At 44.5% G+C, this 16130-nt stretch carries 10 protein-coding genes; 1 reads left to right on the top strand and 9 read right to left on the bottom strand.

Translation table 11 applies throughout. The features are described 5' to 3' along the window. Positions 1-25 precede the first annotated feature (25 nt). Entirely contained in the window at positions 26-1339 is a 1314-nt protein-coding gene (locus tag ABDW33_RS07885; RefSeq protein WP_343689515.1) for a DEAD/DEAH box helicase, read from the top strand. On the opposite strand, the gene ABDW33_RS07880 is transcribed toward ABDW33_RS07885, so the two are convergent. The 9 genes from ABDW33_RS07880 to ABDW33_RS07840 form a co-directional block, all read right to left on the bottom strand. After that, positions 1332-2336 carry an NAD(P)H-dependent glycerol-3-phosphate dehydrogenase gene (locus ABDW33_RS07880; protein ID WP_343689514.1) on the bottom strand — a complete coding sequence of 335 codons (1005 nt, stop codon included), beginning with the start codon at positions 2334-2336 and terminating at the stop codon, positions 1332-1334. The two genes, ABDW33_RS07885 and ABDW33_RS07880, sit on opposite strands and share 8 nt — an antisense overlap. Positions 2337-2416: 80 nt before the next feature. Further along, entirely contained in the window at positions 2417-4453 is a 2037-nt protein-coding gene (locus tag ABDW33_RS07875; protein WP_343689513.1) for a glycoside hydrolase domain-containing protein, read from the bottom strand. A gap of 85 nt (positions 4454-4538) precedes the next feature. Further along, the gene (locus ABDW33_RS07870) at positions 4539-4817 is read right to left on the bottom strand and encodes a hypothetical protein (RefSeq protein ID WP_343689512.1); all 279 of its coding nucleotides are present in this window, start codon (positions 4815-4817) and stop codon (positions 4539-4541) included. A gap of 321 nt (positions 4818-5138) precedes the next feature. Further along, positions 5139-6449, bottom strand: a complete 1311-nt coding sequence (locus tag ABDW33_RS07865) for an efflux RND transporter periplasmic adaptor subunit (RefSeq protein ID WP_343689511.1) — start codon at positions 6447-6449, stop codon at positions 5139-5141. A gap of 38 nt (positions 6450-6487) precedes the next feature. After that, entirely contained in the window at positions 6488-7945 is a 1458-nt protein-coding gene (locus tag ABDW33_RS07860) for a TolC family protein (RefSeq protein ID WP_343689510.1), read from the bottom strand. A 179-nt stretch (positions 7946-8124) separates the two neighbouring features. After that, a complete protein-coding gene (locus ABDW33_RS07855) occupies positions 8125-8787 on the bottom strand; it encodes an ABC transporter ATP-binding protein (protein ID WP_116853235.1) in 663 nt (220 codons plus the stop codon). A gap of 4 nt (positions 8788-8791) precedes the next feature. Next, the gene (locus ABDW33_RS07850; protein WP_343689509.1) at positions 8792-11206 is read right to left on the bottom strand and encodes an ABC transporter permease; all 2415 of its coding nucleotides are present in this window, start codon (positions 11204-11206) and stop codon (positions 8792-8794) included. A 73-nt stretch (positions 11207-11279) separates the two neighbouring features. Further along, positions 11280-13616, bottom strand: coding sequence for an FtsX-like permease family protein (locus tag ABDW33_RS07845; protein ID WP_343689508.1), 2337 nt, complete (start codon positions 13614-13616; stop codon positions 11280-11282). Between the two features lie 100 nt (positions 13617-13716). Further along, entirely contained in the window at positions 13717-16119 is a 2403-nt protein-coding gene (locus ABDW33_RS07840; protein WP_343689507.1) for an ABC transporter permease, read from the bottom strand. Between the last annotated feature and the right edge of the window lie 11 nt (positions 16120-16130).

Here is a 16130-nt window from a genome sequence, read left to right as displayed (position 1 = left end):
TAACTTACCGTACTTTTGCCGGGCAATGCAAAACGTATACGAAAATATCCTCTCTGCGCTCCAGATTGATGCGCTGAATGAGATGCAGGAAGCATCTATCAAGGCAAATCAGGAAGCAGACAATGTCATCCTGCTCTCAGACACCGGCTCTGGTAAGACGCTGGGCTTCTTAATACCTGTACTGGAGTCACTGGACCAATCAGCTCCCGGTACCCAGGCCCTCATCGTTGTGCCTTCCAGAGAACTGGCCCTGCAGATCGAAACTGTATGGAAAAATATGCGTACAGGAGTTAAAATCACCTGTTGCTATGGCGGACACAAGAGAGAAACGGAAGAAAACAACCTACTCGAAGCTCCTGCACTTATCGTGGGTACTCCCGGCAGACTCGGAGACCACATTCGCAGGGAAAATATCAAAACCGACACCATCAAAATGCTGGTGCTGGATGAGTTTGACAAATCCCTGGAACTGGGATTTGTAGAAGAACTGGAATTTATTCTCCATTCCCTCCCCGGATTGAAGAAACGTCTGCTCACCTCGGCTACCGACACTGTCGAAATACCAGCATTTGTTAAACTGGAAAACCCGGTAACCCTGGATTTCCTCAGTGGTGAACCTGCTCCTGCCCTCGCTATACAATACGTAGAAAGCCCGGAAAAGGATAAACTGGACACCCTGTTCCAGCTGGTTTGCAAACTAGGCAACCGCTCTACCATCATCTTCTGTAACCACCGCGATGCTGTGGAACGCACTAACTCTTTACTAAAAGATAAAGGACTGGTAAGCGTATTCTATCATGGCGCCATGGAGCAAAATGAAAGAGAGGCAGCACTCGCCAAATTCAGGAATGGTTCATCCAATCACCTCGTAACTACCGATCTGGCAGCCAGAGGCCTGGATATACCTAATATCCGTTACATCATTCACTATCACCTGCCTGCAACAGAGGCTATCTTCACCCATAGAAATGGTCGTACTGCCAGAATGGATGCCAGTGGTACCGCCATCCTGATCATAGGCCCCGATGAACACCTGCCGGATTATATCTCCGAAGAGGTTGATCTGATCGATGTGGAAGGTGATTACGAAACACCGGAAAAGCCCAAATGGACTACCTTCTTCATAGGTGCCGGCAAGAAAGATAAAGTGAATAAAATAGATATTGTAGGCTTCCTGAGCAATAGAGGCGAGCTCAAGAAAGAAGATATCGGTCTGATTGAGGTGAAAGATTTCTACTCTTTCGTAGCTGTACGTAAGAGCAAGGCCAGTCATGTACTGAACCTCATTCAAAATCAAAAGATCAAGAATAAAAAAGTGAAAATAGCAATTGCTAAATAAAGCCTTTTTCCAGCGCCAGAAATGCTTCTGCAGCATTCTGGTGCTGCCATAATATAGAAAATACTGCCTGTGCCACCGGCATATACGCCCCTACCTGCTCATTCATTTCCTTCAGACACTTACTGGCATAATACCCTTCCGCAATCATGTTCAGCTCCAGCTGGGCTGATTTTACACTATACCCCTTCCCTATCATGTTGCCAAAAGTACGGTTACGACTGTGGAGACTATAACAGGTAACCAGCAGATCACCCAGGTAGGCGCTGGCATTGTAGTTATGTTCTGTAACCGGCTCTGTATGCGCCTGACTATAAGTTTCCAGAAACTGCTGCATTTCCCTGAAGCAGTTGGTGATATATACGCTGAGAAAGTTGTCTCCATAATCCAGTCCATGCGCAATACCAGCACCCAATGCATAGATATTCTTCAATACGGCAGCCAGTTGTACCCCTATCACATCCCTGTTCACGATAGTTTGCAGGTAACTGTTGCTGAAAAGATCTGCCATTTGCTGTGCCGCATCTTCTTCCAGGCCCGAAAAAGTCAGGTAAGACAGCTTTTCGTTGGCCACTTCTTCCGCATGGCAGGGACCTGTAATCGTAAAGTATTGCTCCAAAGGAAGACTAAAGATGTCCTCCAGGTATTCGTTAATGAGTTGGTTCGCACCAGGCACCAGTCCTTTGATGGCGTTGATCACCTTTTTCCCCTGCAGGGCATCTGTTGGCAACTGTAAAAGCACTTCTTCCAGGAAGGCAGAAGGCACCGCCAGTACCAGTACATCGCTGGCTGCTACTACGGCCGCCAGGTCATTGCTCAACTGTATCAGACTGGTATCAAAGTATACAGATGTGAGATAATGCTTGTTGTGGTGGCGTTGCTGCATATAACGGATCGTCTCTTCACTTCTGATCCACCAGTTGATCTGTCTGCCATTGTCCGTTAAGATTTTGGCCATGGCTGTAGCCCAGCTACCGCTACCAATAATACCTGCTTTCATCCCTATATCCAATTTCCTGCAAAGTAAAGGAACTTCAATAAAAAAACGCCTTTGCCACAGGCAAAAGCGTTTTTTTGTGATTATTTAGTGAGGTAAATATTCGTTACACCCTGTTTTTCATTGGGTTTATCTCCCGCTACAATAGTGAGCTCCCCTCCTTTGGTAATCTCATCCTGCGTAATCCAGTTCCGATCCAGCACCTGGTCGTTTAGCAGCACCCGTTGTATATACACATTCTTTTCACCGAAATTCTTCACCTGCACATGAAATTTCTTTCCCCCCTTCCACACCCACTCTACTGATTCAAACAATGGTACATTCAGGTAATACACCGGCTCTCCAATACATGCCGGGAAGATCCCTGCAGCTACCAGTACAAACCACGAAGACATTGTACCTGCATCATCATCCATTGTTCTTGCATAAGCTGCAGGCTGATTTTTATAGATCACATCTATTTCTGATCCGATCCCCCTGCTGTTGTCATTGAAGTAATGCTGGATCATGGTATCCACCGCAATCTTGTGTACCAGTGCCTGTGATTTCCATGGTTGTGTAGTCATGTTATACTGGAAAGGCGCCTGTAAGTCTGGTTGATTGGTGTGATTGTAATAATCATGACCAAAGAATTCATCCAGCTGCGCAATGTACTTCTCTTCTCCCCCACACAGTTCAATCAGACCTTTGATATCAAAAGGTACAAACCAGCGATACTGCCAGATAGTACCCTGATAAAGCCCTCTTGCCTGCATCTGGTCTACGTCACGACGGGTCAGGTCCTGAAAATCCTTTGTCCAGTATTGCTTATAATTAGCTGCCTGTTCACGATAAGCAGTGGCCTTTTGCTGGTTCTTCAATGCACGGAAAATGCCTGACATGGCCCACAGGTCATAAGAAGATTCCAGTGCCTTGTCAGGATGTGCAAAATCTAAATTAGCAGCTTCCTTCTCCAGTGAATCAGCAATAGCGGCAAAATCTACTTTATACCCCTTGCGATAAGCATCCAGCAGAACAACTTCCGCATGTTCTGTACGCACAGTGATACTAGGCTCATGCAAGGTAGCCATGTCTTTTTTACCATGTGCATATAAGCCGGCAATAGAAGTGATCATGTCCTGGTATTCGCCTGGAAATGCAACAGACAACAATGGTAACTGTGCACGATAATTATCCCAGACTGCCCAGCCATTATATATCCTGCTCCCTGTCTTTTGCAAAGTCCCATCCGTAGCCACATAGCTGCCATCTGGCTCTGATATTACATAAGGAGACTGGATAGCGCGATAGAATAAAGAATAAAAGAGTTGTTCACGGGCCGGATCTCCTTTTACTTTGATGTGCCCCAACATATCATTCCAATCTTTGTCACTGGCTGCTTTCAGAGCTTCGAAACTGTCCCTGTTAACCGCTGCTTTCGCATAGGATTCGCTAACAGCAGAAAGGGCTACCCGTACGTTGAGCAACGTGGTATTGTTGTCCACACGGGCGATTAACTGGTGATCGCCGATAGCATCCCAGGTTACAGGTTGCGCCGTTTCCAGGTAGTAGTAAATACGGTAAATACCTGCACTACAGGTAGTACGGGATTCGATCCATCCACTCACAGCATTGCCGCTGATCGTATGTTGTTCTGCTACAAAGCGCCCAACGTGCGCAAAACTAAGGTCAATGAATAACCCTTTTTTACCTGCCGGAAACTGATACTGATGTAAGCCGGCATTTTTATAAACGGTAAAGGAGGCGCCGATGCCATTTGCAAAGGCAACCGCATAATTACCAGGTGACGCTTTTTCTGCAGCCTTGATCAGGTCTCCTTTTGCAGGCGCATCTCCCAGAAAAGGTCGCACCAGCAGGTTGCCGCCGCACCCCTGACAGCCCACACCTTCCATACGATTGTGGGTAAAACCCAGGAATTCTTTTGCAAGGTACTCGTACCCCGTGTGGGTAGATGGATAGGTTTCCGGACCTATACTGAGCATGCTAAAAGGATAGGATGCTGCAGGGGACATTTGCCCATGGTCTCCGGATGAGCCAAGGAATACATTCACCTGACTGCTTTGCTGACCCGCCGCCACCAAAGGCAGCAGGCTCAAGATGTATATGATAAGCCTTTTCATACTAAAAGGCCTAAATATATACTAGAACGCCCACATATACCAGTGAGTACTGTATAAGTGGGCGTCGTAACAAAACGTATGTTACTTACTCAGCTACTGCTGCTGTTGCAGTGGCAGCTGCCGCTTTCTTGGTTTTAACAGCTTTTGCAGGTTTGGTTTTTTTCTTGGCGGTTACCGCTTTCTTTTTTGCTTTCGCTACACCTTTACTCAACAGCTTTGCAGCCTTCTTAATTCTGCTCTTGAACTTTGTGTCTCCCAGATCTTTCTTCAAATCGACAAGCAGTAGATCCAGTTTCTTCTCAATATCATGACGGGCATCTTTGCTGGTAGATTTACCAGCCTTGGGTGTTTTGGTACTTGACATAACCTCTTAAATATTTGCTTAATGTGATAACATAAAATTAATGTTAAATTAACATTGGGCAATGTTAAGTTTTTGATGACACCGTCACGTAAAACGAAAATGGGCATATCCACCCAGTTGAATATGCCCCATACTATATTATTCCCACTGCGCTGTTTTTACTATCCTCATCCCGGCAAAATTGCATTGAAACAGTTGTAGGTTTAGTCAATTATGTGTTACAACACCTGTACAAACGTCTAACCAGTATATGTTAATAAAAAACAAAAACGCTTCTGCCCGTGGCAGAAGCGTTTTTTATAATTCGGCTATCAATAGTAACTATTGATTTGTATTAGTGCTTTCGAAAAGATCTTTCTTTGGAACTACTTTCACCTTCTTATCATTTGCCAGGTCTTTCGAAATGGCAGAATAAGGAGCAGATACAACACCGTCTCCTTTTTTAAGGCCGGTTACAATCTCTATATAATCATTATCCTGTACACCGGTAGTGACTCTAACCTGTTTCACAGTTTTGTTAGGCTGCAGCATGAAGACCACTTCCGCGTCATCTTTGGAACTATCCCCTCTTTCTTTAGTAACGGCATTAATAGGAACAGCCAGTACATTACTCTTGCGCTGGGTCTGAATATCTACAGAAGCACTCATGCCCGGGCGGAACGGATAAGGTTTGTTGCCGGTGATCAGGTCTTTGTAACTATCCTGCAGGATGCGAATATGTACAACATAGTTTGTCACCTGATCAGCTGAAGAGGAGGTGGTAGTCGTACTGCTGGCTGCATTTTTACTGGAACTGGCGATCTGGGTCACGATACCTTTGAACTTACGGTTATTATAGGCATCTACTTCTATGATAGCAGTATCATTATATTTTACACGCGGAATATCATTTTCTCCCACATCAACCTGCACTTCCATGGTATTCAGATCAGCAATACGCATAATTTCTGTACCGGTCATTTGTGCAGTACCTACCACACGCTCACCTTTCTTCATAGGCAGGAGTGATACGATACCATTCATGGGTGCAACGATTGTAGTACGGTTCAGGTTAGTATTGGCTTCTGTAAGGCCGGCACGGGCACTCGCCACGGCAAAACGATTACTGTTCACTGATTCAACAGCAGCATTGTAATCTGCCAATGCAGAACGATAAGTACCTTCTGCTGTTTCAAATTCACTGCGGGATACTACTTTCTGAGCGAATAGTTCCTTATTACGCTCATAAGCCAGTTTATTCTGATCCAATTTGGCTTTATAAGCGGCCAGTGCGGCAGCGCTGTTCGCCTGCTGTGCCTGCGCCTGGCTCAGGGCTGCATTCGCCTTGTCTCTCATTGAACCATACACATCGGCATAGATCTTCACCAGCACTTGTCCTTTTCTTACAGAGTCTCCTTCTATAACCGGCAGGTCAACGATTTCACCGGATACGTCAGAACTAACTTTTACTTCTGTTTCCGGATAAATCTTTCCATTCGCAGACACTACCTCTATAATGTCTTTATATCCAGCCTCTTCTATTGCAACCTTAATGCCTTCCGGGTTCATTCGGGCAACAATTCTCCAGGTTATGAGGAGCAGCAGGATAACGAGTGCAATGACCCAGTAAAGTGTCTTTCTTTTTTTCTTCATATGCCGGTGTATTTCAAAAAGGAGCGGGACCAGCCTTGCTACAGTGCTATTTTTTGATCCCTGTAAAACTCCAGAAGCTTCATTTTAAATATATAATCGTATTGCGCGGAAACTTTATTGATCTGCGCATTGAACAATTTGCTTTGTGTAGTAATATAGTCAATCGTATTCATTAAACCCAGATCAAATCGCTTAGTGGCAAAATCATATGCTTTCTGGGAGGCATCAACCCCACGGGACGCGGCGTAATACTTTTGTAAGGCTGATACAGCGTTTGCATGAGCGGTATAGATATCCTGACGTAACTTCTGGTTATCTTTTTCCATGGTCAGCTTTTGTGCTTCAATATTCAGCTTCGCTTTCTGCACATTCGTACGGTAAGTCCAGCCATTCAGGATAGGAATACTGAGTGACATGCCAAAAGACTGCTTAAAGTTGTTACTGACCTGATCTCCAAACGGTATTGTCGTCACTCTCATATTATATTCATAAGACAGGTTCTTTACCTCATAGGTTTGGCTGCCTACATCAACCATTCCCACATGCACAGTATCGACACGTTTTATTGAAACCGGCGTGGCATTCTTCGCACTGTTGGCATAGCCCGTATAAGCCTGTCCTGATGCAGTGAGCGATGGGTACATCTGCGCTTTATAGGCAGCATATGCTCTTTCGTTGGATTTGATCAGCAACTGATCGGCATTTATCAGCGGGTTATTAGATCTGGCGGCACTATATACCATTTCAGGATCTACTTCGTCCAGCCTTGGTAAAGGAATCTCAGCAATGTTGTCAGGTATCTGTGGCACATATGGCTGATCAAAACTGAGGTTCAGCAATGCCTTCATCTGCAGCGTTGACTGGATTACCTGGTTCTGGGCATTTACCAGGTTGACACTATCTGTAGCCAACTGCGCTTCCAGGTCCGCCTGGTTGCTTTCAGGTACTGAACCTGCAATTACCAGCTTCTTGGTATTAGCCAGGTTATCCATTGTCAGTTTTACCTGTACCTCGCTGATATGTACCTGTTCCGTATTCAGAAGTATTTGCAGGAAGGCTGTTGCTATATTAAAAGCAACGTCATTCCTTGCCTTCTCCAGCAACTTATCCTGTGCCTGATAACTATACTTATTGGCGGCTATTGTATTCTGCTGATAAAAAAAGCTAAAGATGTTGGCTCCTGCGGACACCGCACCACTGTATGAGGAAACTGCCGAAGTGACAAAGGAGTTGCTTATCGGGTCAATGTTACGGCCAGATGCATAGCTGCCATTCAGAGAGCCGTTCAGGGTTGGTATCCGGGCCATTTTGCTTTGATGCAGGGTCAGCTCAGCTAACCTTTTCTGCACTACCTGCTGCCTGATATCAATGTTATTTGCCAGGGCATAATCTACGGAACGCTGAAGGCTCCAGGTATCCTGTGCTTTAGTTGCTACAGTGTTAGCAAACAATAAAAAAATTGCCAGGATACATCCCGGGTACTTGGATAATTTCATGACATCCCAAAAATATAATAATTGTAATGATAACATAAACATTTTCTTTATAAAAGCCTGAAAAACGATCCCCTGACGGTACAAAAAACCGGCGTTCAAAGTCTGCTGCAGGCAAAACGGCTATTCTGCTGCTCTAAAGAGACTTTAAACACCGGATTATTAAATTGATTATCTCCTGATTATGCGATTTTCCCGTCGCGGATTTGTATAATTCGCTGACCGTAGGTTGCGTTTAACTCGGAGTGTGTAACCTGTATAATGGTGATCTTGTCTCTTTGGTTCAATTGCCTGAACAGTTCCATAATCTCCTTTGCCTGATCAGAATGTAAGTTACCAGTTGGTTCATCCGCCAGTATCACCCTGGGTTCTGCTACAATGGCGCGGGCTATGCCTACCAGCTGTTGCTGTCCGCCGGAAAGCTGGTTAGGGAACAGGTCCTTCTTTGCAACAATATTAAACCTGTCAAGTACATCTGCTACACGGCTCTTTCTTTCTGCTGATGGTATATTCTTATATAAAAGTGGTGTTTCTATGTTTTCATAAACCGTCAGTTCGTCTATCAGGTGGTAAGCCTGGAACACAAAACCAATGGATCCCCGGTGCAATTGGGTACGCTTCTTTTCATTCATCTTGTGTACCGGCTCTCCTTCAAACAGGTATTCTCCCTGTGAAGGCTCTTCCAGCAGGCCCAGGATATGCAGTAACGTAGATTTTCCTGAACCGGAAGGGCCCATAATGGATACAAACTCTCCTTCAAATATTGTGAGGTCAATATCTTTCAATATTTCATTTTTGCCAAATCCTACGGGATAATATTTTGAAATGTGCTTTAGCTGTATCATTATCTTAAACTGTTTTGATCGATTTTATTGGATTCATGAATGCTGTTCTGATCGTTTGTATACTGATGGTGAAAAATGCTATAATCAGCGCTGCTATTCCTACCAGCGCAAATAGCCACCATTGGATCTCGATACGGTAAGCAAAATGCTGTAGCCAGGTATTCATGATATACCAGGCAACGGGTACTGCTATCAGAATAGCGATCAACACCAACTTCAGAAATCCTCCTGACAGCAGGGCCACGATGCTGCTCACTGAGGCGCCCATTACTTTGCGGATCCCAATCTCCCTGTTACGCTGCCCGATTACCAATACAGCTACTGCGAACAAGCCCATGCAGGAAATGAGAATAGCCAGTATAGCGCTACAAACTATAATGGTTGCAAGCTTTGCCTCTGCTTCATACATCCGGTTCACATTGTCATTCAGGAAGGAGCCTTTAAAGTCTCCCTGTGGTACGACCTCCTTCCACGACCGCTCCACAGCAGCCATGGCCCCAGGCAGGTCAGTGGGTTTTACTTTCACAAATATAGCCGCTGCCTGCAATGAAGGAGTCAGTTTCAGGGTCAATGGTCCTATTCCCTGCCGCAGTGATTTAAAGTTAAAGTCTTTTACGATCCCGATAATCTGCACTTGCTGACCATCAAATTCAAACTGTTGGCCCACAATATCCTTCCCCCCGCCCAGCGATGCCGCCATTTTCTCATTCACAATCACCGTATTGGAATCTGCCCCGAATGATCTCGAAAAATCTCTACCCGCTACCAACCGTAAACCCAGGGTTTGCAGATAATCATAATCTACCGGTACCCATACTGTCTTTGCTTCACGCCCTTTAAAACTAAAGCCAACTTTCCATGTAGATTCTCCCCCTGCCAGCCCTGTACCCAGGTTCATAAATGATGCGGTGCTTGAAACTACATGTGGGTCTCCCTCCAGCTGCTGTTGCATACGGGCTAGTACTTTTGTGGCATCTACATTGCCAGTCACCGGAATGCTGATCACCTGCTCAGTGTCGAAACCCATAGGACGGGTACGGAGATAATTCAATTGTTGCCACAGTACAACAGTTGAACTGATAAGCAACACGGCTACTACAAATTGCACAACGATAAGCGTATTCCTCAGGAAACTACTCTTTCCCAGGCTCATCTTGCCTTTCAGTACTTCAATCAGATTGGTACGGGCAATGAGCCAGGCAGGATAACCTCCGGCCAGCATTGTTACAAAGAAAAAAGCAACGATCATCCAGCAAATCAACTTTACATTTAATAAAATGGAGAAGTCAAGATGATAACTAAATAAACGATTAAAAGTAGGTAATACCAATAAGCCCATTGCAAGACTGGCGATAAAAGCAACAGTACATACAATAAGTGCTTCACACCAGAATTGCATAATGAGCTGTGTACGTACTGCCCCCAGTGCCTTTCGTAATCCAATCTCCCCGGCTCTTGTAAAGGACCGCCCCATACTGAGGTTGATAAAATTGATACTGGCTGTACATACTATCAGCAAGGCCATGATCAATAACATCCAGGGATAAAATGGGTTAATATCTCCACCTGTATTACTTTCTTCTCTAAAGTGCATATCCGACAATGGCAGGGTATGCATTGACAATAATTCGCCATCAGCACCCGGCGTTACACCATTCTGCTTCATGCTGTTCAGCTTATTGGTTCTGTATCGGTGAATGACTGCATTCATTTGCTGCTCCAGCATAGCCGGTGTAGTATGAGGACGCAGCTGGGCAAATACCTGGTAAGACTGGTTATCCCAGGTATCCGGGTCCTCCAGCCCGGCGAGTACATTTTGAAAACTGCATAGTATTTCAAAATCAATACTACTGTTGCGGGGTACGTCTGCCATCACACCCGCAATGGTAAAAGGCTGCAGACGATTATTCATGTGCACCTGCACCAGCTTGCCAATGGGAGATTCACCCTGGAATAACTTGTCCGCAGCCCGTTTGGTAATAAGGAGCTGGCTGGATTTCTGCAATGCATTTTTATCTCCTTCCAGCACGGGGAAACTGAACATTGAAAGGAAGCCGGGATCTACAAAATTAACATGCAGGTCCAATGACCTTTCTTTATAAGATACCGCTTCATAATCCCAGGCAAAACGGCTAACCGCCTGCACTGATGCACATTCCTTTTCAATCACGGGCCCAAATGGTGCAGATTGACTACTGTTATTTTGCACACTTCCGTCAGCCATCCTCTCCGTGGTATAGACCTGAAAAACGCTGTTCTTATTGGTATGAAACTGATCGTAAGACCATTCAAAATAAGCAGCAATACCTAATAGGAAGGCGATACAAAATGCTACTGTCATTCCCGTGATATTAATCAGCGAAAATACTTTCTGGCGCTTCAGGTTGCGCCAACCTATTTTTATATAGTTATAGAACATACCCCGATTTTTATGCTGTTTGAATAGTCCTGGCCGGATTGGCCAACGCCACATTGCGTACACATACCTGCCATTATTCTGTTCTCAATGCTTTAACAGGATTCATGCTGGCAGCCCTGAATGACTGTACGCTCACTGTAGCTACTGCTATCAATACAGCCAGCAGCCCGGCTGCTCCAAACATCCACCATTCTATACTGATACGGTAAGTATAGTGTTGCAACCAGTTGTTCATGATATAAGCTGCTATTGGCGATGCCACCACAATCGCAATCAGGACCGGTTTCAGAAACTCCCTCGACAATAACAGCATGACCTGATGTACACCTGCGCCCATTACCTTGCGAATGCCTATTTCTTTCTTACGTTGTTCCGCAGCAAATACCGACAACCCTAACAATCCCAGACAACTGATAATGATAGCCAGTGATGCGAAGACGTTAATGGTATTGCTGAGAAATCTTTCATTATCATATTTCTTCTGGTAATTATCATCTACAAAAGAGTAGTTGAACGGATAATCAGGATTCATTTCATGATAAACTTTCTCCAGTCTGTCCATCGCATCTTTTACAGGAAGCGATGAGTTGAGTTTAAAGGTCATTGCACCCCGCCAGTCAGGATTGTAAGTAAAGATCATCGGAATTGCCGGTTTATAGGAAGTCTCCCATACAAAATCTCTCACAATACCTGTAATAATACGTCGCTGTCCATTGTAAGTAATCACCTGCCCCAATGGGTCTTGCAGGTGCATCACTTTCAACGCGGTTTCATTTAGCATGATAGACATTGAATCTGCTTTGGACAGGAAATCTCTGCCCTGCACTACAGGAATACTAAACGTGCCTGCAAAATTTTCAGCAGTAGCAATCACACCAAATGACTGTTGGTCTCCTCCCTCCGCTTGTCCCGGCCATTTAAGTCCCCAGCTTGTACTGCCGGCATTCGTAATCTGATTGCTGATTATCGTACCCTCTTCTGCTGCGCCTGCAGCAATCACAGCATTCCGGAAAGCTTCATAACCATCGTACAGCTTCCCTTCCAGTTCCACATCTACCAATCCTTTAGGATCGTATCCCATAGGCTTATGCTGAATATAGTAAAGCTGGCGATAAATAATAATGGTGGTAATGATGAGCACTACGGCAAGGCCAAACTGAAATACCACCAGCGTTTGCCGGGACAGGAAGTTGCCACTGATCTTAATACTTCCCTTCAATACTTTTATAGGTTTGAAAGAAGATAGATACAATGCCGGATAACTACCTGCCAGTAATCCTGTAACCAATAACAAACAAGGCATGCCCAGCCAAAAAATCAATGGTGCATTAAACAATGACAGCGAAGTTTTTGCAAACGTGTTAAATGCAGGCAGCAGGACCCAAACCAATGCTAAAGCCAATACAGTAGAGAGCATTACCAATATGAGCGACTCGCCAAAAAACTGCCAGATCAATGACCTTCTGTTTGCACCAATTGCTTTCCTTACGCCGACTTCACGTGCCCTTCGCTCCGCCTGCGCTGTGCTTAGGTTCATGAAGTTTACACATGCAATGAGTAGTATACCCAGGGCTAATATCAGGAACAGTCGTACTGTTTCTATATTTCCGCCTATGATCTTTCCGTCTTTGATAGTATTATATAGCTTCCAGTCTTTTGCCGCATGCAGCATAAGGGTGGTCGTTGTTGTCGTCTTGCTTTCATTCTGTAATATATTCTTCAATTTGCGCTGCACATCAGCCAGGGATGCATTCGGCTCCAGCAACGCATAAGTCATAATACCAAAGTTACCCCAGGTGCTTTCCCTGATCCAGCTTTCCCTGGCCTCATACAATGACCAGCCACACAGAAAATCGAATTGTATTGAAGAATTAGCCGGCGGATCGTTGACTACTGCACTTACCACTAACGGATCCTGTGCGTCCAGCTTTACAATCTGTCCAACAGGATTGACCCCTCCGAATAATTTACGTGCAGTACCTGCCGTCAGTACAATCTCTCCTTTCTCCTGTAATGGCTTTTTACTGCCATTGATAACAGGGAAACTAAAGATATCCAGGTACTGAGGATCTACATAACCGCCTGTCAGCTTAATACTGTTTTCCCCAGCCTGTAAAAGATGCTTAAAAAAATAACTTGCCCTGGACGTAGTGCTGATCCCAGGTATATTCCGCTCCATAGCAGCCGCCAGTGGAACTGGCGTAGTCCATGCACCCTGATCTTCAGTTACTACCTGGTAGATATCATTGGTATGCTGATGAAACTTATCAAAACTAAACTGGAAAAGGACATAAAGTATAAGCATAAAACTAATGGCCATACCAACTGCCACCCCCCCGATATTAATCGCAGAAAATAACTTATTACGCCATAGGTTGCGTATTGCGATCCTGATGTAGCTCCTAATCATAATAAACGGTTTAAAATTTAAGAAAAGGATGGGCTGGTCAAAACCGGCCCAGGTTTCATTCTTGAACTTGTCATTTTAAAACGTAACGACTTACATATCTTTATTCTGTTCTTAATGATTTTATGGGGTTATTCAATGCTGCTTTCACTGACTGAAAACTAATCGTAAATAATGCAATAATCATAGCCATGAAGCCTGCTATTACAAACATCCACCACTCTACATCAATGCGATAGGCAAAGTCCTGCAACCACTGGTTCATCAGGTACCAGGATACCGGAACAGCGATGAGCAATGCGATCAAAACCAGTTGCATAAAATCCTGTGAAAGCAACCTGGTAATATTTGTGGTAGAAGCACCTAATACCTTTCTAATACCAATCTCCTTGGTACGCTGCCGGGCTATCAGGATGCTCAGTCCAAACAATCCCATACAGGCGATCACGATGGCAAGCATTGAGAAGGTGCCAAATAAAGATGCCAGCCGGTCCTGATTGATATACTGACGCGCCAGATCATCTGCCACAAAGGAATAGGATAAGGGATAATCTGTAACATATTTCTTCCAGACTTTTTCAATATCCGCTACCTGCTTCGTGAGGTCACCGCCTTTTGATAACCGGATGCTCATAACACTAAAACCACCATCTTGCACGATATATATAGCTGGAGATACCGGGTTTGTAAGCGTAGAATAATTGAAGTCCTTTGCTACACCAATGATTTCTCCTTTCCTTTCAGTAAATCCAGGCAACCATTTAATGCGCTGACCAATGGGATCATGCATATTCATGGCTTTCACCATTGCTTCGTTTACGATAAAGGAATTGTTACTATCCGTTGCAAAGCCAGTTGAGAAATCACGCCCTTTCGTCAATTTTATATCCAGTGTTTTCAACAGGTCAAAGTCGCCTATGATCACGCTGGTTACAATTGATTTATCTTCACTGTCGCCTTCTTTTACTACTGGATTTACAGCGCCAACATACCTGCCCATAGCGGTATTGGACATTGTTACCTGTTGAATTCCCTGCTGCCTTAACAACTCTTCTTTTATTACTTTGGCAGCCTTTTTAGCGCTTTCTGAAGAAATGTTTACGGTCACCAGTCTCTCCTTATCAAATCCCAGATATTTATTTTGCCAGTAGCGCAACTGACTATATACCACGATCGTTGCCACAATCAGAATAATAGCAATTGAAAACTGTGCGATCACTAATGTCTTCCTGATCCAAACCCGGGAACCAGCGGTTTTAAATCCGCCTTTTAGCACAGCCACTGGCAGGAAACCGGAAAGGTAGAGTGCAGGATAACTGCCAGACAACAATCCCACGACTATAGACATCGCAAAAAGATATCCGAGGAAGGGAAGATTGCTCCAGGTAAAGAGCTCGAATTCCTTGCCTGTGATTTTATCAAACCATGGCATGAATAATAATGCAAGCAGGATAGCCAGCACAAAGGAAATCGTTGTTAATAACACGGCTTCCGACATAAATTGTATAACCAGCTGCCGGCGCTCGCTCCCCATTACTTTCCGCACCCCTACTTCAATAGCCCTTTCATTGGCCCTGGCTGTGATCAGGTTCATGAAGTTGAAGCAGGCGATCAGGATAATGACGATGGCAATAACGATATAGATATAGAGTAAATAGGCATTGTCCTGCTTGTTTTTATCACCATAGGGGTGCAAATGTATATTGGCTAATGGCTGCAGATCCAAGCCAAAGACTTCGCCCAGCGAACTGGCAATTGCTTTGACATGCCTGTCTGTAAATCCCTGTAGCTGGGTTTCCATCTTATGCAGACTCACACCGTCAGCCAATTGTATGAACGTGGTGTTGTCATTAAAGTTATACCATTGCTCCATTGAACTACCATCTTTTTTAACCAGCTGTTCAAAGGTAGCGTAGGATAAAACGATGTCTTTTCCAATATCGGTATTGAGTGGCAGATCTTTTGCCACAGCAGTTATTCTACAATCAAACTGGTTATCTACCTTCAGTATTTTACCGATAGGATCATTGTTTCCGAAATATTTCTTTGCAATCTTCTCGGTAACAACCATGGTATATGGGTCCTGTAAGGCTGTTGCGGCGTTGCCTTTTACCAACGGGAAATTAAACAGGGTGAAAAAACCGGCATCTGCATAGGCTACAGGATCTACATATTGCTTATCCTGAAAAGTATACAATGCAGTACCCATATTCATGATACGTACGGATGCTTTGATATCGCTTATTTCATTTTTCAGGTAGGGTGCTACCGGCCACTGCGTATTGGAACCATAATTGGTTTCACCCGCCTTTGTAAAGCTATTGGTAACACGATATATGTTGTTACCGTTGGGATGAAAATTATCAAACCCATATTCGTTTCTCACGAATAATACGATCAACATACAACATGCCATACCAATCGCCAGTCCCAGTATGTTAATCACCGTGATGACCTGTTGCCGCCTCAGGTGACGGAGGGCAACTCTGAAATAATGCTTAAGCATGTGTGGTTAAG

This window comes from Chitinophaga sp. (genome assembly GCF_039596155.1).
Lineage (GTDB): Bacteria > Bacteroidota > Bacteroidia > Chitinophagales > Chitinophagaceae > Chitinophaga.
Note: the sequence above shows the minus strand (reverse complement) of the source record. Positions and strands in the feature narration are given on the sequence as shown.